Consider the following 23,510-nt stretch of genomic DNA (forward strand, 5'->3'; position numbering starts at 1 on the left):
TGTTCGGGGCACCTTTTTTGGGCCCCCCGGGCTGGCCCTCCCCCCCCCCCCCCCCGGGCCCCCCCCCCCGGGCGCGGGGGGGGGTGTGTTTTTGTGGTGGGCTTCGCCCGCGGCCCCCGGGGCGCCGGCGGCGCCCCCCCCGCCCCCCCCGACTATCCCGCCGGCTGCAGCAGGTCCCAGCCGTTGCCATACAGATCCTCGAACACCGCCACCGTGCCGTAGGCCTCGTGGCGTGGCTCCTCGCGAAAATGCACGCCGGCGGCACGCATGCGCTGCCAGTCGCGCTGGAAATCGTCGGTGTGGAGCAACAGAAAAACGCGGCCGCCGGTCTGGTTGCCGACGCGTGACAGCTGTTCGTCTCCCCTGGCCCTGGCCAGCAGCAGGCGCGTTTCGCTGGAACCAGGCGGCGCCAGCAATACCCAGCGCTTGTCGTTGCCCATCGCGGTGTCTTCGATCAGCTCGAAGCCGAGGATGCGCGTGTACCAGGCGATCGCCTCGTCGTAATCGGCAACCAGCAGTGCCAGTGCACTCAGATACTGCATCATCGCTTGTCCTTCAGTGTCGGCAGCGGGCCGAGTTCGGCCTGCCGTTTTCTCGTCAGCCTGCTGCGCACCGTGGCATAGGCGTCCAGCAGCAGCGCCTGCAGTTCAACCGTGGTGAAGCGCGACGGCTCGGTGACGCAAACCCAGCGCGCCCGCGCAAGATACGCGGCGGGAATGACGCCGGGCTGGTCGGTCAGCTCGAGGAAGCGTTCGTTCGCCACCTTGAAGGCCAGGCGGCCGCCTTCCCGGCCATCCACGTGGGTCATCGCGAACATCTTGTCGGCAACACTGAAGACCAGATTGTCGCCCCACTTGATGTCGCGGGTAACGCCCGGCCAGCCGCCGCAGAGTGCTTCCAGCTGGGTCACCGACATGCCGGTGGGGCGTCTGTTCTTGCTCATGGGATGTTCCCTGGGTGCTGCATTGTGCCGGGCTGGCCGCGTGCCTGTCTTCCCCGCCGGCGGCATTCCGTACCGCAGCACGATTCCAGCGGCATCGCGCCCGCCTCGCCTTGCGCATGCTGAACAGGCCTGCATTCGTCATTGCAAATTCATGTTGCGATGCACACAATACGCAAAAGTATGGAACTGCCATGATCCCTGCCATCGACTTCGCCGCCCCCACCCGCTACGCCGCGTTGCCACCACGCAGCCACGAGCGCTTTGCGCGTCCGTTGCTGGAGCCGTCGTCGCACGGCGAACAGGTGAGCACCCAGGACGGACGGGAGCTGGTGCTGCGCCCGATTGAAGCGGGTGACGTGGCTGCCATGCAGCGCTGCTTCACCCGGCTGTCGCCGGAAGACATCCGGCGCCGCTTCCTGCACGCGATGTCCGAGCTGCCCGCGCCGATGGCGCAGCGGATGTGCCGGATCGACCCCGTGCTCGAAACCGCCTATGTGCTGATGGACGAGTCGACCACACCGGCCGAAATGCGCGGCGTGGGGCGGATCTATGTGGACCAGGCGAGTGACAGCGCGGAGTTCTCGGTGCTGGTGGAACACGACTGGTCCCGCCGCGGCCTGGGTGCGCTGCTGATGCACCGCTTGGTCGACGACTGCCGCCGCCGCGGCCTCGCCGAGCTGTGGGGCTACGTGCTGCTGGAAAACCGCCCGATGCTGCAGCTGTGCCGCGAGCTGGGTTTCAGCCAGCGCATGATGCGGGACGAACCAGGCACGGCGCAGATCACGCTGAAGCTGTAGACCGTCTGCCGCGCACCCTCTGCGCAAATGTCGGTTCCATCAACAGCAAGAGCATCGCGCACTTCGATGCGCTCCTGCGGGCGCCGCCGGCCATCGCGTTACAATTGACGGCTATGTCCAGCCCGATCAAGCACCCGCCCCTGCCCAGCACCCCCAAGCAACGCCGCTACTGGACGCCACCGCACGGCTCCGCGCGGGCGTTGCTGCTTGCCGAAGCGGCACGCTCGCATCAGGGCCTGCTGGTCGCGGTGACCCGCGATACCCAGCGCGCGCAGGCGCTGGAAGCCGAGTTGAGGATCTTCGCCGACGCCTTGCCGGTCCTGCACTTCCCGGACTGGGAGACGTTGCCGTACGACGTGTTCAGCCCGCACCCGGAAATCGTCTCGCAACGCATCGCCACGCTGTACCAGTTGCCGAACATGAAGCGCGGCGTGCTGGTGGTGCCGATGGCGACCCTGATGCAGCGGATCGCACCGCGTTCGCATATCACCGGCTCCGGCCTGATGCTGGCCAGGGGCCAGAAGTTCGACCTGGCCGCCGAGCAGCGCCGGCTGGAAGCGGCGGGCTATCGGCACGTGCCGCAGGTGGCCGAGCCGGGGGATTTCGCGGTGCGCGGCGCCCTGCTCGACGTCTTCCCGATGGGCACGGTCGAGCCGTACCGCATCGAGCTGTTCGACGACGAAGTGGATTCGATCCGCAGCTTCGATCCGGAAACCCAGCGCTCGCAGCAACAGGTCGAAAAGGTCGAGCTGTTGCCGGCACGCGAGTTTCCGCTGACCGAGGAGGCGGCCAGGGATTTCCGCGGCAACCTGCGCGAGCGCTTTCCGATCGACGTGCGCCGCTGCCCGCTGTACCAGGACATGAAGGAAGGGGTGACGCCCGGTGGCATCGAGTATTACCTGCCACTATTTTTCAAACAAACCGCCACCTTGTTCGACTACCTTGCCGACGACGCGCTGTTCGTGCTGGGCGAAGGCTCGGCCGAAGCGGCCGATCAGTTCTGGGCGCAGACTGCCGAACGTTACGACCAGCGCGCGCACGACATCGAACGCCCGGTGCTGCCGCCGGCCGAACTCTACCTGCCGCCGGAACAGCTGCGCGAGCAACTGAACAAGCGGCTGCGCGTGGAGGTGGTCGAGGCCGGCCATGAACACGCCGTCGCCGCCGGCACCCAGCCCGCGCCGGAGCTGCCGCTCAACCGCAAGGGCGAGGAGCCTGGCACGTCGCTCAGGCACTTCCTGTCCAGCTATCCCGGTCGCGTGTTGATTGCCGCGGATTCGGCGGGACGACGCGAGGCACTGATCGAGACGTTGGCTGCGGCAGGATTGAAGCCGCAGGCCATCGAGGGCTGGCAAGCCTTTCTTCCTTCCGCGCAGGCAACCGAAGGCGTCAAGTTCGCCATCACCATTGCCGGTCTCGACCAGGGTTTCGCGCTGACCAAGCCCGCGATCACCGTACTTACCGAGCGCGAGTTGTACGGCGAGCGGGTGCGCAGCGAGCGCGACCGCAAGCGCCGTCGCGGAACCGCGCGCGACCCGGAAAGCATCATCCGCGACCTCACCGAGCTCACCCTCGGCGCCCCGATCGTGCATGTCGATCATGGCGTGGGCCGCTACCAGGGCCTGATCTCCATGGATGTGGGCGGCATGGATGGCGAGTTCCTCACCATCGAATACGCCAAGGGCGACAAGCTGTACGTGCCGGTATCGCAGCTCGGCCTGGTCAGCCGCTATTCCGGCACCGCGCCGGAACTGGCACCACTGCATTCGCTCGGTGGCGACGCCTGGGAACGCGCGCGCAGGAAGGCTGCCGAGAAGGTGCGCGACGTCGCTGCCGAGCTGCTGGCGATCTACGCCCAGCGCGAAGCACGCGGTGGCGAGTCGATGCCGATCGACCGCCAACTGGTGGAGGAATTCGGCAGCAGCTTCCCGTTCGAGGAAACCCCCGACCAGGAGAGCGCGATCGAGGCGGTGCTTGGCGACCTGGCCGCGCCGCGTGCTATGGACCGGGTGATCTGCGGCGACGTCGGCTTCGGCAAGACCGAAGTGGCGTTGCGCGCCGCGTTCGCCACTGCCACCGCCGGCAAGCAGGTCGCCGTGCTGGTGCCGACCACCCTGCTCGCGCAGCAGCACTACCGCAACTTCGCCGACCGCTTCGCCGACTGGCCGGTGCGCGTCGACGTGCTGTCGCGCTTCAAGTCCACCAAGGAAGTGAACGACGCGCTGAAGCGCCTGGCTGACGGCCAGATCGACGTGATCGTGGGTACCCACAAGCTGCTGCAGCCGGACATCAAGTTCAAGAACCTCGGCCTGGTCATCGTCGACGAGGAACAGCGCTTCGGCGTGCGGCAGAAGGAGCAGCTGAAAAAGCTGCGCGCCGAAGTGGATCTGCTGACGATGACCGCCACGCCGATCCCGCGCACGCTGAACATGGCGATGGCCGGCCTGCGCGATCTGTCCTTGATCGCCACGCCGCCGGCGCACCGCAGCGCCGTGCGCACCTTCATCTCGGCGTGGGATCCGGCGACCATCCGCGAAGCGCTGCAACGCGAGTTGTCGCGCGGTGGCCAGGTGTACTTCCTGCACAACGAAGTACAGAGCATCGAACGCACCGTGCGCGAACTCGAAGAGCTGGTACCGGAGGCGCGCATCCGCATCGCGCACGGCCAGATGCCCGAGCGAGAACTGGAAGGCGTGATGGCGGATTTCCATCGCCAGCGCTTCAACGTGCTGGTGTGCACCACGATCATCGAAACCGGCATCGATATTCCGTCGGCGAACACCATCATCATCAACCGCGCCGATCGTTTCGGCCTCGCGCAGCTGCATCAGCTGCGCGGCCGCGTCGGCCGCTCGCATCACCGTGCGTATGCCTATCTCGTGGTGCCCGATCGCAAGTCGATCACCGCCGATGCGCAGAAGCGGCTGGAGGCGCTGGCCTCGCTGGAAGAACTCGGCGCCGGCTTCACCCTGGCCACGCACGACCTGGAAATCCGCGGTGCCGGCGAGCTGCTCGGCGACGAACAGTCCGGCCAGATCCAGGAGATCGGCTTCGGCCTGTACACCGAGCTGCTGGACCGCGCCGTGCGCGCGCTGAAGTCGGGCAAGATCCCCGACTTCGACCTCAGCAGCGAACACGAGACCGAAGTCGAGCTGCACCTGCCCGCGCTGATTCCCGACGACTACCTCGGCGACGTGCATGCGCGCCTGACCCTGTACAAGCGCATCGCCAGTGCACGCAGCGAAGACGACCTGCGCGACCTGCAGGTGGAGATGATCGACAGGTTCGGCCTGCTGCCCGATGCCACCAGGCAATTGTTCGCCGTGGCCGGCCTGAAACTGATGGCCACCCCGCTGGGCATCCGCAAGCTCGACTTCGGCGCCAACGGTGGCCGCATCGTGTTCCGCGAGAAGCCCGAAGTCGATCCGATGGCGATCATCAAGCTGATCCAGCAGCTGCCGCGCGTGTACAAGCTGGATGGCCAGGACAAGCTGAAAGTGATCCTCGACCTGCCCGGCGCCAGCGAGCGCATCCGCAGCGCGCAGGAAGTGCTGATTCTGCTGGGCGCCCGCCGACCAGGCTGAGAGCCGTCACATCGCTGACATCCCGGGTCCGGAGTGGACCCGTTCGATCGAGCGCACGACCGGCCACGCCATCGTTCCGACCGGTCGCAAACCAGGCGCAGCAAGGATCACGCCCGCGCGCCAGCCCACTGGCACGGGCCGTGCTTGACAGAAACTGCAAAGATCGGCAGGTTGGGCCGTTGACCCGCCACCGGGCACGCCAGGCGAACGGCGGTTTGACGCATGCATCTGCGCGCGGCGTGGGGACTGGCTGCCGCCCGTTTGGCCGTGTTCCACGGCGACGGGGGCATCACGCCGCCCGGCGGACTTTGGCAGAGCGGAGAGAGGCAGATGGAGAGGCTGCTCACACTTCTGGCAACGCGGCGCCCGCCGCCGGCATGGCGTGTCTTGTTGTTGTGGTTGCTCTGGCTGGGATTCGGCGTGGCGCATGCGGCGATGCCGCTGAATGGCGCCTGGCGCCAGACGCGCGAAGGTGACACACCGGCCAAGGTCATGGCGGACTATCGCGAAGGCGCACTCAGGAGTTTTGATCCCTCGCTGCTGCAACGATTTCCCCATGACGGCGAAGGCAGCTGGGTAGTCATCGCGCCGCAGCCGCCGTGGGACAACACCGAGCGGGTATTGACCATCTATCCGCCGACCCTGGCCACTGTCACCGTGTTTGCCGAAGACGCTTCACAAGCGCTGGCACTGGACGATTTCAGCGCCACTTTCCACGGTCACGGCCGACTGGCGTGGCAGGTTCCCGCCAGCATGGCGGCGTCCATGCCGATCCTGCTGCGCATCGAGCCCTCGGCGGGCCTGGTCGCCCCGGTGCGCTTCGACATCGAGCCGATGCGCGACTACATGCAGCAGGATGCGCAGTGGCTGGCGTTCGCCAGCGCCTGCTTCGCGGTGATGCTGGCGATGGTGCTGATGGCGATCTGCTTTGCCGGGATGTTGCGTGACGTCACCTATGCCTGGTACGCCGGTTACATCCTCTGCTACTGCCTGATCCAGGGCATCCAGACCGGCTTCGTGTTCCACCCGATGGAGTGGGCGTGGCTGTCCGGCATGGCCGTGCTGGCAGGGTCCGCCGCGGTTGCCTTGTCGGTGGCCTTCGCCTCGCTGTTCATGATGCGCTTTTGCGAACTGCAGCGTTACGCGCCGCTGCTGCGGGTGCCGATCACCGCGCTGGCCGTGGGCATGATCCAGCTGGTACTGATGCGCAGCAGCCAGGTTCCGCTGCTGGTGCACGTCGCGCAGATCCTGCTCAATCCGCTGCTGATGATCGGTGCGGTCCTGCTGCTGATCGCCGCCATCGTCGCGGCCGCACGCGGCTCGCGCCAGGCATGGTTCTTCCTGGCCGGCTGGATACCGCTGCTGTTGCTCACCGCGATGAGCAGTGCCCAGGTCAGCGGCGCCCTGCCCCAGCTCGACTGGCTCAACGACGCCAGCGTGGCCGGTGGCGCATTCGAGGCGGTGGTGTTGTCGCTGGGTCTGGCCGACCGCGCACTGCGGCTGCGTCAGGATCGCGATGTGGTGCGTGTGCTGGCCGACCACGATGCGCTGACCGACGCGCTCAATCGCCGTGCGTGGACCGAGCGCGCGAACGCGCTGTTGGCCAGCGACACGCCACGACCGATCGCCCTGCTGTTCCTGGACCTCGATCATTTCAAGCTGCTGAACGATCACCAGGGCCACAACACCGGCGACCGTGCGCTGGTCGCCGTGGCCAAGGCGCTGAGTGCCGAGTTGCGTCCGGGCGACCTGTTCGGCCGCTACGGCGGCGAGGAATTCGTCGCCTTGCTCGACAACACCCGACCGGAGCAGGCCATGCACGTGGCCACCCGCTTGTGCCGTCGCGTGCACCGACTGGAAATTCCGGTGAGTGCGGAAGCCATGATGGTGCTCAGCATCAGCATCGGCGTCGCCATCCACCAGCACGACGACGATGTGGAATCGCTGGTCGATCGTGCCGATCAGGCGATGTACGACGCCAAGCTCAAGGGTCGCAACCGGGTCTGCATGTACCGCCAGGCTGCGGCCGAGGCGCGGGGCGCCAACGCCGCCTCGACCCGCCGCCTGCATATCGTGGAAAGGCGCGAATCGGACCAGTGAGCCACCCCGCTGCGCCGCGATCAGCGGCGCAGCGAATCAGCTCCGCGCTGCCAACGCCTTCGCCGCCGCGACCACGTCGTGCTCGCCCGGCAAGACCAGCAAGGCCGCACCAGCCAGCGGGGTGAAGGTGTCGGCGCCGACCACGCGATGCAGCGGCGTGGCACCATGGCCACCTTCGACGATGGCAGTGATCACGCCCTCGCCCACGCCGGCGCTCTTGCGCCCTTCGTCCAGCACCAGGATGCGTTTGGCGCTCGATGCCTGGGCCACGATGAAGGCATCGTTGAGCGGCGCCAGCCAGCGCAGATCGATCACGCGCACCTGCCAACCCAGTTCCTGTTCGATCGCGCGTGCCGCACGCAAGGCCATCGGCACGCCGTTGCCGAAGGTGAACACCACCAGGTCATTCGCCGCTTCGTTGTAGACGCGACCATCGCCCAGCGTCATCGCCTGATCGGGCGCCGGATAGTCGAACTGCCACTGGCCGTCACCGGCCTCGTACAGGTCCTTGGTCATGTACAGGGCGATCGGTTCGAGGAAGGCGCACACGCGGCCGTCCACTTTCGCCAGCGCCATCAGCGTGCGCAGCATCATCGCTGCGTCGTCGCCGCGGCTGGGGCAGCCGACGACCAGGCCCGGGATGTCGCGCAGCGCGGTGATCGAGTTGTCGTTGTGGAAATGACCGCCGAAACCCTTCTGGTAGCCCAGCGATGCGACGCGCATCACCATCGGGTTGCGGTATTGATTGTTGGAGAAGAACTGCAGCGAGGCGGCCTCACCGCGGATCTGGTCGCAGGCGTTGTGGAAATACGCCAGATACTGGATCTCCGGCAGCGGCAGCATGCCCATGTTGGCGTAGCCCTGGGCCAGGCCAAGGATCATCGTCTCGTCAAGCAGGGTGTTGAACACGCGGCTGCCCTTGAAGACCTTGTTGAGGCCCTTGGTAACGGTATAGACGCCGCCCTTCTGCGCCACGTCCTCGCCGAACAGCAGCGCCTCGGGATACTTCGCCAGCAGGTCATGCAGGGCCTGGCCGATCTGGATGGCCATGTGCCGCGGCGGCAGGTTCTCCGGCAGCTTTGCCTCGCCGCCGAATACCGCCAGGCGCTTCCCGGCGTAATCGGAACGCGTGGCCTCGGCCTTCACCGCCGCCGGCGTGTATGGCGCCAGCGGCTTCATCACGTCCTCCAGCGAGGTCAGCCGATGGCGCGAATCGGCATCCTCGGCGGCGGCGAAGCAGCGCTTGCGGGTGGCCTCGTACAGGTTCAGCAGCTCGTCCTTCGAATACAGCCCCGACTCCAGCGCGATGCCGGCCGAGCGCAGCAGCGGATCGGAGCACTCGACCGCAAAGAGCTCCTCGATGCTGCGCCACTCGATCTCGAAATCGGTACCGGCATGGCCCATCACGCGGGTGGTCTTCAGATGCAGGAAGGTCGGCCGACGCGTCGTGCGGCAATGCTCCACCGCGCGTTGCACCTGCGCATAGCCTTCGGCCAGATCGAGCCCGTCGGCAAAGAAATAATCGAGGTTGGAACGATGCTGGAAGTTGCTGGCGACCCAGCCGGCCGGCGTCTTCACCGAGATGCCGATGCCGTTGTCCTCGCACACGAACAGCACCGGCGCGGGCAGCTTCTGGTACGCCGTCCATGCCGCGGTGTTGAACGCGGTCTGCGCGCTGGCGTGGTTGCTGGAAGCGTCACCGAACGAGCAGATCGAGATGCTGTCGTCGGGAATCGGCAGCTGGTGCCCGATGCGCCGCGCCTGCTCGATCGCCACCGCGGTGCCCAGCGCCTTGGGCAGGTGCGAGGCGATCGTCGAGGTCTGTGGCAGCACCCACAACGGCTTGCTGCCCCACACCTTGTGGCGGCCGCCGGAAGCCGGGTCGTCCTTGCTGGCGGCAAACGACAGTGCCGAATCCATCACCGGGTCCATCCCGGGAATCTTGCGGAAGCGCTCGGCCATGAAGCCGCCGGAGCGATAGTGCAGGAAGGCCGGGTCGGTGTGCCGGGTCAACCGCGCGACCATCGCGTTGCCTTCATGGCCGGACGAACCGATCGTGTAGAACACCTTGTTCTGCACCCGCAGCACGCGCGCCATCAGGTCAAGGTGGCGCGAGATCAGTTGCGATTCCAGCAGCTCGCGAAAGCCGCGCGCATCCAGCGCGCTACCCGGCAATATCGGCTGATCGTCGCGCGGCGTGGCACGCAGCTGGCCGTTCCACAGCTGCACGAACTCGATGAAGTTCTGGTCGACAACCTCGGCACGGTTGAAACCCTTGTGGCGGGCGCTTATCGCAAACGGAATGGCAGTCATGATGAGTTCGTGTGGGATGGGCAGGCAGCCGCAGTGCGGCCATCAATGGAAAGAGGTGAGCGGCACGCTGAAGGTCGCTGCATTCAATGCGCGCAGCGCGGCAGCCCGGCGCACGTCCTTCTCGCGGCCAAAGCTGTCGCAGAGCCGGATCTGGTCGTGCACGGATGGCACCGGCACGGCCAGGCCATTCATGCCGGCCAGCACCAGTTTTCCCGGCAACACGGCCTGCCAGCGATCATCGGCATGCAGTTCGAGCGCCCCCATGACTTCGACCGGCGCGCCGGAGAAATGAAAACGTGCGAAATGCGAGCGGAATCGGGCGGCGTCTGGCGGAATGAAGGCAGGCTCGCGCCGCGACGCCCAATGGGTCATCAAGGCCTCGGCGTCGGCGCGTGAGGTGAGCACGTCCACATCCGCCGCGCTCACCTCGGCGCCAAGCAGGAGCGCCGCAGCGCTGCCGATCAGACACCATGGATCGGCACAATGCACATGCAGATCGGGCACGATCTCGGCCAGGGTGATGTATAGCGCGGGTGACAGATGGCTCATGCGCGACGCCGGCGCCACTGCTCGCGCGACTGCGCCCATATCTCGGTCGGCGAATCCTCGTAAGGCGCCGGCAGCTTGCCCGGACCGCGGCAAGTCGAGCCGAGCCGCTGCGCCAGCGCCTGCGAGGCGTGGTTGTCCGGATGGATGGAATGGATCATCTCGGCCCAGCCCAGCTGGTCGAAGGTCCAGTCGATCGCCGCGATGCAACCTTCCAGCGCATAACCCTTGCCCCAGGCACTGCGCGCCAGGCCCCAACCGACTTCCGTGCCGGGCCAACCTTCCGGATGCCATGGCCCCAGTCGTCCGATCCAGTCTCCGCTGCTTTTCTCGATCACCGAGAACATCGCGAAACCCTGGATCGACCAGGCGCCTGCCATCGATAGAAAACCACGCCACGCCGCCGCACGCGGCTGTTGCCCACCGATGAAGCGTGCGGCCTCGAGATCGGCCATGTTGGCCGCATAGGCGTCGAAATCCTCCGCCCGGGGCGGGCGCAGGATCAATCGATCGGTTTCGATGCGCAGCGAAGCGGAATCCATGTGCGCGATGCCCCGATTCAGAATGCGTTGATGCCGGTCAGCTCGCGACCGACCACCAGCTCGTGCACGGTCTCGGTGCCTTCATAGGTGATCACCGACTCCAGGTTCAGCGCGTGCCGGATCGCGCCGTGCTCGGTGGTGATGCCGGCGCCGCCGAGAATGTCGCGACACTGGCGCGCGATGTCGATCGCCATGCGGCAGTTGTTCCACTTGGCCAGCGAGACCTGGGTCGGCTGCATCTTGCCGGCGTCCTTCAGGCGACCCAACTGCAGCGACAGCAACTGCGCGGTGGTGATGCGCCGGGCCATGTCAGCCAGCTTCAGCTGCACCGCCTGGTTGGAGGCAAGTGGACGGTTGAACAGGATGCGCTCCCTGGTGTAGTCGAGCACTTCCTTCAGACACGCCTGGGCGGCGCCGATCGGGCCCCAGGTGATGCCGTAGCGCGCCTGGGTGAGGCAGCCCAGCGGACCCTTCAGGCCTTTCACGTTGGGCAGCCGCGCGCTGTCGGGTACGCGCACGTTGTCGAAGAACAGCGCGCTGGTGACCGAGGCGCGCAGGCTCATCTTCTTGTGGATTTCCTGCGCCTTGAAGCCGGCCGTGTCGGTCGGCACCACGAAGCCCTGGATGCCGTCCTCGGTCTGCGCCCACACGATCGCGATATGCGCCAGGTTGCCGTTGGTGATCCACATCTTGGCGCCGTTGATGACCCAGTCGCCGCCATCCTTCTTCGCGTGCGTCTTCATGTTGGCCGGATCGGAGCCGCCGTGCGGTTCGGTCAGGCCGAAGCAGCCGATCACCTCGCCGGCCGACATCCGCGGCAGGTACTGCCGCTTCTGTTCCTCGCTGCCGTAGGCGTAGATCGGGTACATGCACAACGAGCTCTGCACCGAGGCGAAGCTGCGCAGGCCCGAATCGCCGCGCTCCAGTTCCTGGCAGATCAGGCCGTAGCTGACGCCATTCATGCCGGCACCACCGTACTCCTCGGGAATCGTGGCGCCGAGCAGGCCGAGCGCGGCGATTTCCGGGATCAGCTCCTTCGGGAAACGCGCCTGGTCGAAGCAGTCGCCGATGATCGGCAGCACCCGCTCGTCGACGAAGCGGCCGACGGTGTCCTGCACCATGCGCTCTTCGTCGCTGAGCAGCGAGCGGACATCGTAAAGATCAAGCGGGTTCAGACTGACGGCCATGGAAGCTCCGATGATGGGCGCGGAAAACCGCTATTGTAGCCACCCGGAGAGGGCGCTGTGACGCCCTGTCCGCCCCCCGTCCCCGTCGATCATCCGGTAGTCCATGTTCAAAGGCGTCATGCTCGGTTTCGCCGCGTTCGCCGCGTTCGCCCTCAGCGACGCGTTCGTGAAGGCGCTGCATGGTTCGCTGCCGGCCTACGAGGCGGTGTTCTTCGGTGCCACGCTGGGGCTGACCGCGCTGCCGTTCATCAGGAATCCGGATGATCGCTGGCACGAAGTGATACGGGCCCGGCGCCAGGGACTGTGGCTGGTGCGCGCTGCCGCCAGTGCGGTCGGCAGCATCGCGGCGGTGGTCGCGTTCACCGCGCTGCCCATGGCCGAGGCGTTCGCGCTGATCTTCCTGCTGCCGATCTTCGTCACCATCCTGTCGGTACTGGTGCTCAAGGAACACGTCGGCTGGCGCCGCTGGTCGGCGGTGGTCGCCGGCTTCATCGGGGTGCTGGTGGTGCTGCGTCCGGGCTTTCGCGCGCTCGGCATCGGCCATCTGGCGGCGATCGTCTGCGGCCTGTCCGGAGCGGTCTCGATGATCGCGCTGCGCCTGTCCGGTCCGCACGAAAGGCGCATCACGCTGTATGGCGCCGGCATGATCGGCTCGCTGCTGCTCACCGGCGTGTTGATGCTCGCCGATTTCCGCTGGCCGACCCTTGCGCAGATCGGCCTGCTGCTTGGCTACGGCCTGCTCGCGGCGCTCGCTTCCGTGCTGTTGATGCTGGCTACGCAGAAGGCGCCAGCCAACCACGTCGCGCCCACCCAGTACAGCCAGATGCTGTGGGCCGTGGTGCTCGGTTATGTACTGTTCGACGACCGGCTGGACTGGCCGATGGCGGTCGGCATCGCGATCATCCTTGGCGCCGGCCTGTTCACCTTCGTGCGCGAGGACAAGGTCACCCGCTGGTGGCGGCGCATGCGGATGGTGTGATGGCGGCCAGTGCCTGCAACCGCGCCGCGCAATGCGCCAGCTCCACGCGAAGCTCGGCCGGAGTGCGTATCTCGAAATCGAATGGCACCGCGGCGAGCCGGCGTGCGAACCAGGCCAGGTCTTCGGCGCTGGTATGCAGCAGTACACCGTCCTGCGCCGGCTCGAAGACGCCGAACGCGAGCGGGAACGAATCCCTTGCCGTCTGCAGCCCGGTACGCAACAGCACCTCGATCGTGCGGCCACGCGGCATGCCGGCAATGCCCTGCACGAGCTGGTCGAGCGCATCGAAGTCCGGCGGTCGGCTGAAATGTCGATCCAGCACGATGACCTCGCCCACCCGATCCAGCCGGAATGAGCGCAGCCCGTTGCGCAGATGGCACTTGCCCACCGCGTACCAGGCACCCGCTCGATAGACCAGTCCGTAAGCATCAAACTGCCGCTCGGTATGGCTGCCCTGCGCCGAGTCGTAACTCATGCTCACGCGTTGCCGGCCCTGTGCCGCCGTGGTCAGCGCGATCAGCGCCGCATTGCTGCCCGGCGTGGTGGAGGGCGTATGCAGATCGACCTTCACCGTATCGGCGATCGCGCCCACGTGGCGCTTCACACTGTCAGGCATGACACGGGCCAGCTTGGCCTGCACGCTGGCAACCGCGGGCGCCGCCTCGGCCAGACCCAGGCCACGCGCTGCCACCATCCCCACCGACAGCGCCACCGCCTCGTCGTTGGTGAACATCATTGGTGGCAGCTTGAATCCTGCAACCAGCATGTAGGCGCCGTGGCGGCCACGCTCGGTGGTGAGTGGAATACCGAGGTCCTCCAGCATCACCACGTAACGCCGCAACGTGCGCACGTCGACGCCGACCCGCCGCGCCAGCTCGGGGCCGCTCATGCGGCCGTGGCTCTGCAGCAGATCCAGTACCGCCAGCACGCGGGTGGTGGGTTTCGCCATGAAGTCATGGTATCCGTAAATCAGGACCGAATTTGACCTGTATGGCCTTTACCGTAGCCACTGCCAGCCCTCGGCGAACGGGAGAGTCTCATGCGGCATTTCAGGCAACTGATATTTGGCATCGCCATGTGCACGGCATCGGCGGCGGCGTTGTCCGCACATCACAAACCAGCGAGCGAGGCCACCGGCATGGAAAGCGTGCAACACCTGCGGGACTACCAGGTCGTCGAGTTCCGGCGCTACGTCACGACAGACGGCAAGCGGGCGAACTTCGTGAAGTACTTCGATGCGTATTTTCCCGAAGCGTTCGAACAACTCGGCGCCATGGTATTCGGCCAGTTCACCGAGCGAGGCAATCCGAACCGTTTCACCTGGCTGCGCGGATTCAGGGACATCAATGCGCGCCCGATCATCAACGCCGCGTTCTACTACGGACCGCTGTGGAAGGAACATCGGGTCAAGGTCAATGCGATCCTGCCTGACAGCGACAACGTGATGCTGCTGCGCCCGTTGCATCCGGAACAGGGCATCACGGTGCTGCCGGCCGTCGATCCGGTGATCGAAGGGCATGGCGCGCAGGGCGTCGTGGTGGCGCAGATCTTCGCGGTGAAGAAAGGCAGCGAGGATGCCTTTGCGAAGCTGGCCGTGGCCGCCTTCGCTCACTACCGCATCGAAGGTGTACATCCTGCCGGCGTGCTGGTGACGCTGGACGTGCCGAACAACTTTCCGCAGTTGCCGATCCGCCCGGACGGACCATTCCTGGTCTGGCTGGGCGTAGCGCGGGACAACGCCGTCGTCGGCACGGAGCTGGCGCCACGGCTGACCGCTGCCGAGCAGTCGCTGTTCGCCACCGGCCTGCTGCGCGATATGCCCGAACGCATCGTGATGGACCCGACGCCGCGCTCGCGCCTGCGCTGGCTATCGGACCTGGGCACCTCGCCATGAGCCACTACGAGCAACTGTGGCTGTTCTTCGTGCTGGTCTTCGGCATCATCGTGCTGCCGGGGCTCGACATGGCCTTTGTCCTCGGCAGCGCCTTGACCGGCGGCCGCAGCCGCGGCATGGCAGCGGTCGCCGGCATCATCGCTGGCGGGGTGTGTCACGTTCTGATGACCGCCCTGGGCATCAGCGTGTTGGTCCGGCTGATTCCCGGCGCGTTCAACGCCCTGCTGCTGGGCGGTGCGCTCTACATCGCGTGGATCGGCATTTCCCTGATGCGCAGCGAGTCCTCGTTCGGCCTGCAGCCGCAGCGCGAGGTGCGCTCGCGGACGACCACCTTTCGCCAGGGCATGCTTACCAGCCTGCTCAACCCCAAGGCATACCTGTTCATGCTGGCGATATTCCCGCAGTTCCTGCGCCAGGAGTACGGCGTGATCTGGGCGCAGGCCGCCATCATGTGGCTCATCATCGCGCTCACCCAGTTGTGCGTGTACGGCGGCCTGGCCTTGATGGCCGATCGGGCGCGAAACTGGTTGCAGGGCAAGCCTGCCGCGGGGCTCGTGGCCACTCGTTGTGTGGGTCTGCTGTTGATGGCGGCAGCCATGTTCACCGGGCTCGAGGGTTGGCGCGGGATCCATTGACGTGCCGCTTGCAGGGTACGAAGGATCACTCGCATGCCTCGCCGCCCCCGTACCGCCAGATGCTGCCGGCCGTGTTGCCGGGCTGCAGGGTGTTCCACGACCGCCCCGGTGGCTTCACTGCGATCGGCATCGCGATCATCTTTGGCACCGGCTTGTTCACCTTCTTGCGTGGGGAAAAGATCGCGTGCTGGTGGAAGTGCATGCGCATGCCCTGAACGCTGGCCTTCATCTCGCCCGTCCGGGCTTGCGCCATCTTCGCGTTGTTCCGCATCGACCATTTCGGCGACGACGAATTCGCGATCGCGCCGCCCGGCACGGTCGCCGAGACGACCGTGGTGGCCGAGCGTATCCGCCGCGCGGCCGAGCACCCGAGCTGCCCTGCGCGAAAGGTCTGCGCTGCTCGATCAGCCTCGGGCTGGCCGAGACCGGCGATGGCGACATCAGCCTGCGCGAGTGGATCGAATCTGCCGACCGTGCGCTCTACCGCGCCAAGCAGGCTGGGCGCAATCGCACGGCCAGCGACAAGCCCGGGACAGCTCTCCAGCGCCTGCCCAGCGGGCGCGGTCAGCGGTTGCTCACCCCGTGTGGCACGTGCCCGGTCGCCACGTGCCGGCGCGCGGATTCCACATTGGCCGGGGAATCATCGAAGAAGATGTCGGCGCCGAACGCATCCAGGAACGGCCCCTTGTCGCGACCGCCGAGGAACAGCGCTTCGTCGATGCGCACACCCCACTTGCGCAAGGTGAGGATCACCCGCTTGTGCGCAGGCGCGGAACGCGCGGTGACCAGCGCCGTGCGGATCGGCGAGTTCTCGGCCGGAAACGCGGCCTGCAGGCGATGCAGCGCGGTGAGAAAGCCACGGAACGGACCCACCGACAGCGGCTCGGCGGCGTGCTCGGTTTCGCTGCGATGGAATGCGTCCAGCCCTTCCTCACGCGACACGCGCTCACCCTCGTCGCCGAACAGCACGGCATCGCCGTCGAAGGCGATGCGCAGCTGCTCGCTGGCGCGCGGTGGCGCGGTGCTGGGCAGGATCGTTGCCGCCGCCACGCCGGCGGCCAGCGCACGTCCGACGTCTTCCGCATTGGCGGAAAGGAACAGATCGGCCTTGAACGGCGCGATGTAGTCGGAGGTCGGCGCACCGCTGGTGAATGCCGCGCGACTGATCTCCAGGCCGTGGTGCTGGATGGCATTGAAGATGCGCAGCCCGGTATCGCCGGAATTGCGCGACAGCAGGATCACTTCAACCGGCGGCACGTCACCGGCCAGCTTGTTGAGGCCGAGCAGCTTCTGCACCAGCGGAAAGGCTACGCCGGGTTGCAGGATCTCGTTCTCGTGATCGATCTGGAACGAGCGATAGGCGTCCAGCCCGTCGCGCTCGAACAGCGCATGGCTGTCGCCAAGGTCGAACAGCGCGCGTGAGGAAATCGCGACGACAAGGCGGTTGTCGTTGATGGCCGAGGAGTCGTGGACGGTTGGCTGGGTCATGGCGCGAATCTACCGCATTGGGCGAGGAGTGAGTGGAGAGGAGTGAGAAGTGAGAGAGAGCAGGCTCCGGCCTTTCTCTCACTTCTCACTCCTCTTTTCTCACTCCGCTTCTCACTCCGCCGCGAACTGCTCATCGAGAATGCGCTGTTCCAGGTTGTGCTCCGGATCGAACAGCAGCCGCACGCCCTGATCGCCGGACTGGCGGATGGACACGCTGCGCACGTCGCGCACTTCATGGAAATCGGCCGTCGCGCTGACCGGGCGTTTGCCGGGATCGAGCACGCGCAGGATCACCTCGGTGCGGTGCGGCAGGATCGCGCCGCGCCAGCGCCGCGGTCGAAACGGGCTGATCGGGGTCAGCGCCAGCACATTGGCGTCCAGCGGCAGGATCGGGCCATGTGCGGAAAGGTTGTACGCCGTGGAGCCGGCCGGGGTAGCCACCATGATGCCGTCGCAGACCAGGTTCGGCAGTTTCACGGTGTCGTTGAGTTGCACTTCCAGGTGCGCCGCCTGGTTGCTCTGGCGCAGCAGCGAGACCTCGTTGAAAGCCAGCGCATCGTGCTCGTTGCCGGCGGCATCGGTGACCTGCATCTGCAGCGGGAACAGCGACGCGGTATGCGCCCGCGCGATGCGCTCGGGCAGGCCGTCGAGCTTGTGCTTGTTCATCAGGAAGCCGACCCGGCCCAGTTTCATGCCGTACACCGGCACTTCCAGCGCGCGATACGCATGCAGGGTGCGCAGCATGAAGCCATCGCCGCCCAGCGCCACGATCAGCTCGGCCTGTTCGGGCGACACGTCGCCGTAACGCTCCACCAGCTTGCGCCGCGCCTGCTGGGCGACACTGATGTCACTGGCGACGAAGGCAAAGCGCATGGGAACCCCGGGCTGGCGGAAAGAGAGTCAAGAGTACGACAGAGAGGCGGCAGTGCCCTACTCCGTTTCTCCCAGGTCCAACCCGCTCGCCCGCCGAACCCCGAACTTGCCCGCCAACAAAGCCGGAGCGTGCCGGAACACCCTCCCCTGCTTGCAGGGGAGGGAAGCGGTGGAGTCACGCGCGCCGCGAGAAACTCCCGCAGAAACCTCAGCCCACCGGCACCTGCGCCAGTTGCGCCAGACGACGAACCGCCACCGACGCGATCGGGTAGTCCGCATTCTGGGTGAGGATTTCCGCCAGCATGCTGCGGGTGTACTTCAGCGTGGCATCGTCACGCTGCAGCCAGGCCTGCACCGGCGAAGCAGCCTTGCTGTCGCCGGTGAGGTTCAGCACCTGCAGTGCCAGCGCACGGTGTTGGTGGTTGAGTTCATCCAGCAGCGAGCCGCGTGCCTGGGCATGCCAGTGTCCTTCCACCGGCAGTGCCTCGATCTGGTCGCGCAGCCATTCCAGGTCCAGGGCCTGGCCCAGCTCGTAGAACACGCCAGCCACCTTGTCCACCGGCTGACCGCTCTGCTGGGCCACCTCGACCATGTCCAGCGCGGCACGCAGCACCGGCATGCGGGCCAGGCGCAAGGCCAGGTCGGCAGGCAGGCCGAGGCCTTCCCACTTTTCCTGGTTGCAGGAGAAGTCGCCCTGACCGGTCGGCGTGAGCACCTGCGGCAAGGCGTTGCGCAGGGTTGATACCCCGGCCTGGTAGCGTTCCACGTTCGCCGCGATGTCCAGCGAACCACCCGGGCGATTGAGCAGCCAGCGCGTCATGTGCCGCAGCAACGACCAGATCTGCTTGACCGCGTCGATCTGGGTGTCCTCGGCGACCTTGGTGTCGAGCGCCTCGATCTGCGACCACAACGCGCGGGCGTCGAGAATCTCGCGCGCCGCGGTATAGGCCTTGGCGATCGCCGCCGGGCCCTGGCCGGTGTCTTCCTGCATGCGCATCATGAAGGTGGCGCCCATGCGGTTGATCGTCGAGTTGGTCACCGCCGTGGCGATGATCTCGCGCTTGAGGCGATGGCGCTGCATGTGCGCCGCGTACTTTTCATGCAGCGGCAGCGGGAAGTAGCGCACCAGTTCCTTCGACAGGTACGGATCTTCCGGCACGTCCGAATCCAGCAGCTGCTGGAACAGCCGCAGCTTGTCGTACGACAGCAATACCGCCAGCTCCGGTCGGGTCATGCCCAGCCCGCGACTCTTGCGTTCGGTCAGCTCGGCTTCGGACGGCAGGTTCTCGACCTGGCGATCCAGCGTGCCCTCGGCCTCCAGCGTGCGGATGAAATGCGCCAGCGAACCGATGCGGCCGATCGACTGATGTTCCATCAGGGTGATCGCCTGGTTCTGCCGGTAGTTGTCCCACAACACCAGTTCGCCCACCTCGTCGGTCATCGCCGCCAGCTGGGTGTTGCGCGCATCGAAGCTCAACTCGCCACGCTGCACCGCATCGTTCAACAGGATCTTGATGTTCACCTCGTGATCGGAGGTATCCACGCCGGCGGAGTTGTCGATGAAGTCGGTGTTCAGCAGCACACCCTTCTGCGCCGCCTCGATGCGACCCTTCTGGGTGAAACCGAGATTGCCGCCCTCGCCCACGATCTTGCAACGCAACTCCGCGCCGTTGACGCGCAGCGCATTGTTGGCGCGATCGCCCACGTCGGCGTGCGTTTCGGCGGACGACTTCACATAGGTACCGATACCGCCGTTCCACAGCAGGTCGACCGGTGCCCTGAGGATCGCGCTGAGCAGATCGCTCGGCGCCAGCTGCTCGACATCAGGCTTCAGGCCCAGCACCGCGCGCACCTCCGGCGAGATCGGGATCGACTTGGCACTGCGCGGATACACACCGCCACCGGCCGAGATCAGCGACTTGTCGTAATCGTCCCAGCTCGATCGCGGCACGGTGAACATGCGCTGGCGCTCGACAAACGTGCGCGCCGGATCCGGATTCGGATCGAGGAATACATGGCGATGGTCGAACGCGGCGACCAGCCGGATGTGCTCGGACAGCAGCATGCCGTTGCCGAACACGTCGCCGGACATGTCGCCGATGCCGACGCAGGTGAAGTCCTGGGTCTGGCTGTCGCGACCAAGCGAGCGAAAATGCCGCTTCACCGACTCCCACGCGCCCTTGGCCGTGATGCCCATGCCCTTGTGGTCGTAGCCGTGCGAACCGCCGGAAGCGAACGCATCGCCGAGCCAGTAGTCGTGCTCGATCGAGATCGCATTGGCGATGTCGGAGAACGTGGCGGTGCCCTTGTCGGCGGCCACCACCAGGTAGGGGTCGTCCGCGTCGTGGCGTACCACGTCATGCGGATTCACCACCTTGCCTTCGACCAGGTTGTCGGTGATGTCGAGCAGGCCGTTGATGAACAGCTGGTAGCAGGCGATGCCCTCGGCCAGCTGCGCGTCGCGGTCGCCCGGCCCGCCGGTGATTGCCGGTGCCTTCTTGACGAAGAAGCCACCCTTGGAGCCCACCGGCACGATCACCGTGTTCTTCACCATCTGCGCCTTGACCAGGCCCAGCACTTCGGTGCGGAAATCCTCGCGACGGTCGGACCAGCGCAGGCCGCCGCGCGCCACCGCGCCAAAGCGCAGGTGAATGCCTTCCACGCGCGGTGCGCACACCCAGATTTCGCGGTACGGCACCGGCTTGGGCAACTCGGGCACCTTGTGCGAGTCGATCTTGTAGCTTATGTAGTCGCGGTAGCGGCCTTCCCACTGCTGGAAGAAGCTGGTGCGCAAGGTGGCCCGGATCAGGTTGACGAAGCTGCGCAGGATGCGGTCTTCGTCGAGGCTGGCGACATTTTCCAGCAGCACGTGGATCGCATTCTCGACGGCCTCGACCTGCTCGTTCCGCGGCCTGGACAAGGCCGCGTCAAGCCCGGCGATCAGCGCAGGCTGCGCGCTCCGCACGTTGGCCGGAATCAGCGCCTGCATTTCCGTCGCCAGGCTCGCGCCCGCCGCGGTCAGCTCCTCGGCGGACAGCGCTTCGCGACGCGGATCGAACTTGGCCAGGAACAGCTCGACCAGCAAGCCGGCGATCGCCGGATAGCGGTTGAGGGTTTCCTCCATGTACGCCTGCGAGAACGTCGCCCCGGTCTGCAACAGGTACTTGCAGTAGCCGCGCAACATCGACACCTGGCGCCAGCTCAGCTTGGCGCCCAGCACCAGTCGGTTGAAGCCGTCGTTCTCCGCGTTGCCGCGCCAGATCTGCTCGAACGCCTCCTCGAACAGCGCACCGACCTGCTCCACGCTGAAAGTCAGCTTGCCGACCGGCTGCACTTCGAAATCCTGGATCGACCGCGACGACTCGCCGGAGATGTCGTAGACGTGTTCGGTGAGCACGCGCAGGCCGAGGTTCTCCAGCTGCGGCAGCACTTCGGACAGCGCGATGTCGCCGCCGGACCGGTAGACCTTGAAGCGCAGCGTGTCCGGCTCGCCCGGCGGATGGTAGAACGACATGCGCAGCGCGTTGTCGCCCTCCAGCAGGGACAACTGGTGCACGTCCTCGGCAGCCACCGACGGACTCACGTCCTCGACGTAACCGGCGGGAAACGACCGCGTATAGCGATTGGCCAGCACCACGCCCTCGTGTTCGCCGCGCTGCACCACCAGTGCGTCGCGCACTTCGTCGTGCCAGTTGCGCACGATCCCGGCGACGCCCCGCTCCAGTTCGGCGAGGTCATAGTTCGGCTGGTCGCCGATCTTCGGCCGCAGCACGATGTGCAGCCGCGCCAGCGTGGCTTCGCCCATCAGCACCGACGAGTCGATCTGCTCGGCATGCAGCGCCGAGCCCAGCAAGCTCTCGATGCGCTCGCGCACCGAGGTATTGAAACGGTCGCGCGGCACGAACACCATGCAGGTGAAGAAGCGTCCGTAGCGGTCGCGACGCATGAACAACCGCGTATGCGCGCGCTGGCGCAATTCGAGGATGCCCATCGCGGTGGCGAACAGTTCGTCTTCGGTACCTTGCAGCAACTCTTCGCGCGGCAGCGTCTCCAGGATGTGCCGCAGCGACTTGCCGGAGTACGAGTCACGCTTGAGGCCGGACCGCGCCAGCACCGCCTCGACCTTGTGCCGCACCAGCGGCACATCCTGCGGGCGCGCCATGTACGCGTTGGACGAGAACAGGCCGAGGAAGCGCTGCTCGGCCACGGCGCGGCCGTCGGCGCCGAATTGCAGCACGCCGATGTAGTCCATGTAGCCGGAACGATGCACGTGCGAACGCGCATTGGTCTTGGTCAGGATGATCGCGTCGGTGGCGCCGGACTGCGGCAGCTCGCTGGCCGCCAGCGTGCGCAGCGAACGCGGCGCGATCGAACGTTCGGTGGCGCGCAGGATGCCGAGACCGGAGGCATCGTTGGCACGCAGTACACGATCGCCCTCGGCGTCGGCCACCTCGTATTCGCGGTAACCGAGGAAGGTGAAGTTGTCGGCGGCGATCCAGCGCATGAACTCGCTGGCCTCCTGCACCGACGCCGCGTCGATCGGCAACTTGCGCTGCGGCAGTTCGTTCGCGATCGCCAGCGCCTTCTCGCGCATCGCCGACCAGTCGGTGATCGCGGCACGCACGTCATCCAGCGCGGCCTCTACCTGGCCGGTCAACTGCGCCTGCTCGTCGGCATCGGCGACGCGGTCGATTTCGAAATGCATCAGCGACTCGGCCTGGCCGGCTGCATCGCCCAGCCCCAGCAGCTTGCCGGAGGCATTGCGCGTGGCCTTCAACACCGGGTGGATCACCGCGTGGATCTGCAGTCGCGCCGAGACGATCATGCTGACCGTGTCGACCAGGAACGGCATGTCGTCGGTGACGATCTGCAGCAGGCTGCGGCCCGAATGCACATCGGCGGGGCTGAGCACGCGCACGCTGGCACGTCCGCCCTGCCGCTGCTGCATGAACTCCAGCAGGCTGCCGACCAGTGCGGCCCATTGAACCGGCGTGTGCAGATTCGCGTCGCCGCCTCCCACTCGTGCAAAGAAAGCCTCGCAGAATACCTGCGCCTCGCTGAGGCGCTCGGGCGAAAGACCGCCCTTTTTCAGCTCTGCAAGCACTACTGACGGAAGGGAAGGATCGTTCGCCGCATGGGTCGCATTCATGGCATCTACTGTTCAGTGGAGACGATGGTGGGTAACACGGGTAAAAAGCCTTGGAAGGATACGCCGCGCACCGGGTCGAATCCACCCGCACAGCCCCCGGAAAACCATGCTCTGGCGCATGGTTCAAGGCAAATCGTCAGCCTTGGTACAGCTTGTGCGGCAGGCTCGCGCCGCACGCTTGTCGCATCTTCCCGCACGCCTTGCGCCGGCCTCGATGATCACCACGACAGGCAGCCGTGACGCACAGCTTTTCTCCCGACCGGACAGCACGCGAACCTGCGTGTTGTTGTCCACGGTTTGAAACAGCTGTCAATGACTGGATTCCTGCCACGCATAAAATGTAAACTCACCGGTATAGTCTTGGTCGAGAGGCGCTTTGCACGGCGCCTCTTGCTGTGTCGGGGAATTTCAAACGCAGGCAGCGGCAAGCTTGCAAACCTTTGACACAGGACACGTGACGCGAGATGCGGTATCTCGTCC

At 66.2% G+C, this 23,510-nt stretch carries 17 protein-coding genes; 6 read left to right on the forward strand and 11 right to left on the reverse strand.

The features are described from left to right. Positions 1-152: 152 nt before the first annotated feature. Positions 153-545 (reverse strand): VOC family protein, encoded by a 393-nt coding sequence (locus ACQGNJ_RS11100; RefSeq protein ID WP_426689308.1) that lies wholly within the window; start codon positions 543-545, stop codon positions 153-155. Continuing rightward, complete coding sequence (locus ACQGNJ_RS11105) at positions 542-943, reverse strand: MmcQ/YjbR family DNA-binding protein (RefSeq protein ID WP_426689309.1); 402 nt, start codon at positions 941-943, stop codon at positions 542-544. Before ACQGNJ_RS11105 ends, ACQGNJ_RS11100 begins: the two co-directional genes overlap by 4 nt. Before the next feature lie 191 nt (positions 944-1,134). Between ACQGNJ_RS11105 and ACQGNJ_RS11110 the strand changes: the two genes are divergently transcribed. From ACQGNJ_RS11110 to ACQGNJ_RS11120, 3 genes are all read left to right on the forward strand, one after another. Continuing rightward, a complete protein-coding gene (locus tag ACQGNJ_RS11110; protein ID WP_426689310.1) occupies positions 1,135-1,740 on the forward strand; it encodes a GNAT family N-acetyltransferase in 606 nt (201 codons plus the stop codon). 113 nt (positions 1,741-1,853) lie between these two features. Beyond that, on the forward strand, positions 1,854-5,324 hold the full coding sequence (gene mfd / locus ACQGNJ_RS11115; RefSeq protein WP_426689311.1) for a transcription-repair coupling factor: 3,471 nt from the start codon (positions 1,854-1,856) through the stop codon (positions 5,322-5,324). 330 nt (positions 5,325-5,654) lie between these two features. Further along, on the forward strand, positions 5,655-7,424 hold the full coding sequence (locus ACQGNJ_RS11120; protein ID WP_426689312.1) for a GGDEF domain-containing protein: 1,770 nt from the start codon (positions 5,655-5,657) through the stop codon (positions 7,422-7,424). A gap of 36 nt (positions 7,425-7,460) precedes the next feature. Here ACQGNJ_RS11120 and ACQGNJ_RS11125 read toward each other — a convergent pair whose 3' ends face one another. Genes ACQGNJ_RS11125 through ACQGNJ_RS11140 form a run of 4 tightly spaced genes read right to left on the reverse strand, consistent with a single transcriptional unit; the run spans position 7,461 to position 12,012 of the window. Continuing rightward, positions 7,461-9,737 carry a thiamine pyrophosphate-dependent enzyme gene (locus ACQGNJ_RS11125; RefSeq protein ID WP_426689313.1) on the reverse strand — a complete coding sequence of 759 codons (2,277 nt, stop codon included), beginning with the start codon at positions 9,735-9,737 and terminating at the stop codon, positions 7,461-7,463. Positions 9,738-9,779: 42 nt separating this feature from the next. Beyond that, on the reverse strand, positions 9,780-10,286 hold the full coding sequence (locus tag ACQGNJ_RS11130; RefSeq protein WP_426689314.1) for a nucleotidyltransferase family protein: 507 nt from the start codon (positions 10,284-10,286) through the stop codon (positions 9,780-9,782). Then, positions 10,283-10,825 (reverse strand): GNAT family N-acetyltransferase, encoded by a 543-nt coding sequence (locus ACQGNJ_RS11135; RefSeq protein ID WP_426689315.1) that lies wholly within the window; start codon positions 10,823-10,825, stop codon positions 10,283-10,285. The genes ACQGNJ_RS11130 and ACQGNJ_RS11135 overlap by 4 nt, the downstream gene beginning before the upstream one ends. Before the next feature lie 17 nt (positions 10,826-10,842). Then, entirely contained in the window at positions 10,843-12,012 is a 1,170-nt protein-coding gene (locus ACQGNJ_RS11140) for an acyl-CoA dehydrogenase family protein (RefSeq protein ID WP_426689316.1), read from the reverse strand. Positions 12,013-12,115: 103 nt separating this feature from the next. Between ACQGNJ_RS11140 and ACQGNJ_RS11145 the strand changes: the two genes are divergently transcribed. Further along, the gene (locus ACQGNJ_RS11145) at positions 12,116-12,991 is read left to right on the forward strand and encodes a DMT family transporter (protein ID WP_426689317.1); all 876 of its coding nucleotides are present in this window, start codon (positions 12,116-12,118) and stop codon (positions 12,989-12,991) included. Here the strand turns inward: ACQGNJ_RS11145 and ACQGNJ_RS11150 are convergent. Next, positions 12,957-13,940: a helix-turn-helix transcriptional regulator gene (locus tag ACQGNJ_RS11150; RefSeq protein ID WP_426689318.1), complete on the reverse strand. Its 984-nt coding sequence runs from the start codon at positions 13,938-13,940 to the stop codon at positions 12,957-12,959. The genes ACQGNJ_RS11145 and ACQGNJ_RS11150 overlap by 35 nt on opposite strands. A 189-nt stretch (positions 13,941-14,129) precedes the next feature. Between ACQGNJ_RS11150 and ACQGNJ_RS11155 the strand changes: the two genes are divergently transcribed. Together ACQGNJ_RS11155 and ACQGNJ_RS11160 are read left to right on the forward strand one after the other, a co-directional pair. Beyond that, positions 14,130-14,885, forward strand: coding sequence for an NIPSNAP family protein (locus tag ACQGNJ_RS11155; protein ID WP_426689319.1), 756 nt, complete (start codon positions 14,130-14,132; stop codon positions 14,883-14,885). Beyond that, positions 14,882-15,520: a LysE family translocator gene (locus ACQGNJ_RS11160; protein WP_426689320.1), complete on the forward strand. Its 639-nt coding sequence runs from the start codon at positions 14,882-14,884 to the stop codon at positions 15,518-15,520. Before ACQGNJ_RS11155 ends, ACQGNJ_RS11160 begins: the two co-directional genes overlap by 4 nt. Positions 15,521-15,545: 25 nt before the next feature. Here the strand turns inward: ACQGNJ_RS11160 and ACQGNJ_RS11165 are convergent, their stop codons facing one another. The 4 genes from ACQGNJ_RS11165 to ACQGNJ_RS11180 all read right to left on the reverse strand — a co-directional run bounded on the left by ACQGNJ_RS11165 (position 15,546) and on the right by ACQGNJ_RS11180 (position 23,030). Next, complete coding sequence (locus tag ACQGNJ_RS11165) at positions 15,546-15,791, reverse strand: hypothetical protein (RefSeq protein ID WP_426689321.1); 246 nt, start codon at positions 15,789-15,791, stop codon at positions 15,546-15,548. 293 nt (positions 15,792-16,084) lie between these two features. Further along, entirely contained in the window at positions 16,085-17,008 is a 924-nt protein-coding gene (locus tag ACQGNJ_RS11170) for a 5'-nucleotidase (RefSeq protein ID WP_426689322.1), read from the reverse strand. A gap of 111 nt (positions 17,009-17,119) precedes the next feature. Further along, positions 17,120-17,881: an NAD kinase gene (locus ACQGNJ_RS11175; RefSeq protein ID WP_426689323.1), complete on the reverse strand. Its 762-nt coding sequence runs from the start codon at positions 17,879-17,881 to the stop codon at positions 17,120-17,122. A gap of 208 nt (positions 17,882-18,089) precedes the next feature. Then, positions 18,090-23,030 (reverse strand): NAD-glutamate dehydrogenase, encoded by a 4,941-nt coding sequence (locus ACQGNJ_RS11180; RefSeq protein WP_426689324.1) that lies wholly within the window; start codon positions 23,028-23,030, stop codon positions 18,090-18,092. Positions 23,031-23,510 lie beyond the last annotated feature (480 nt).

Source organism: Rhodanobacter ginsengiterrae, from assembly GCF_050026815.1.
In the GTDB taxonomy this organism is placed as follows: domain Bacteria; phylum Pseudomonadota; class Gammaproteobacteria; order Xanthomonadales; family Rhodanobacteraceae; genus Rhodanobacter; species Rhodanobacter ginsengiterrae.

Coding starts and splice junctions, on each gene's coding strand:
- ACQGNJ_RS11100 (WP_426689308.1), bottom strand. CDS start 545: ATGATGCAGTATCTGAGTGCACTGGCACTGCTGGTTGCCGATTACGAC.
- ACQGNJ_RS11105 (WP_426689309.1), bottom strand. CDS start 943: ATGAGCAAGAACAGACGCCCCACCGGCATGTCGGTGACCCAGCTGGAA.
- ACQGNJ_RS11110 (WP_426689310.1), top strand. CDS start 1,135: ATGATCCCTGCCATCGACTTCGCCGCCCCCACCCGCTACGCCGCGTTG.
- mfd (WP_426689311.1), top strand. CDS start 1,854: ATGTCCAGCCCGATCAAGCACCCGCCCCTGCCCAGCACCCCCAAGCAA.
- ACQGNJ_RS11120 (WP_426689312.1), top strand. CDS start 5,655: ATGGAGAGGCTGCTCACACTTCTGGCAACGCGGCGCCCGCCGCCGGCA.
- ACQGNJ_RS11125 (WP_426689313.1), bottom strand. CDS start 9,737: ATGACTGCCATTCCGTTTGCGATAAGCGCCCGCCACAAGGGTTTCAAC.
- ACQGNJ_RS11130 (WP_426689314.1), bottom strand. CDS start 10,286: ATGAGCCATCTGTCACCCGCGCTATACATCACCCTGGCCGAGATCGTG.
- ACQGNJ_RS11135 (WP_426689315.1), bottom strand. CDS start 10,825: ATGGATTCCGCTTCGCTGCGCATCGAAACCGATCGATTGATCCTGCGC.
- ACQGNJ_RS11140 (WP_426689316.1), bottom strand. CDS start 12,012: ATGGCCGTCAGTCTGAACCCGCTTGATCTTTACGATGTCCGCTCGCTG.
- ACQGNJ_RS11145 (WP_426689317.1), top strand. CDS start 12,116: ATGTTCAAAGGCGTCATGCTCGGTTTCGCCGCGTTCGCCGCGTTCGCC.
- ACQGNJ_RS11150 (WP_426689318.1), bottom strand. CDS start 13,940: ATGGCGAAACCCACCACCCGCGTGCTGGCGGTACTGGATCTGCTGCAG.
- ACQGNJ_RS11155 (WP_426689319.1), top strand. CDS start 14,130: ATGGAAAGCGTGCAACACCTGCGGGACTACCAGGTCGTCGAGTTCCGG.
- ACQGNJ_RS11160 (WP_426689320.1), top strand. CDS start 14,882: ATGAGCCACTACGAGCAACTGTGGCTGTTCTTCGTGCTGGTCTTCGGC.
- ACQGNJ_RS11165 (WP_426689321.1), bottom strand. CDS start 15,791: ATGCGGAACAACGCGAAGATGGCGCAAGCCCGGACGGGCGAGATGAAG.
- ACQGNJ_RS11170 (WP_426689322.1), bottom strand. CDS start 17,008: ATGACCCAGCCAACCGTCCACGACTCCTCGGCCATCAACGACAACCGC.
- ACQGNJ_RS11175 (WP_426689323.1), bottom strand. CDS start 17,881: ATGCGCTTTGCCTTCGTCGCCAGTGACATCAGTGTCGCCCAGCAGGCG.
- ACQGNJ_RS11180 (WP_426689324.1), bottom strand. CDS start 23,030: ATGAATGCGACCCATGCGGCGAACGATCCTTCCCTTCCGTCAGTAGTG.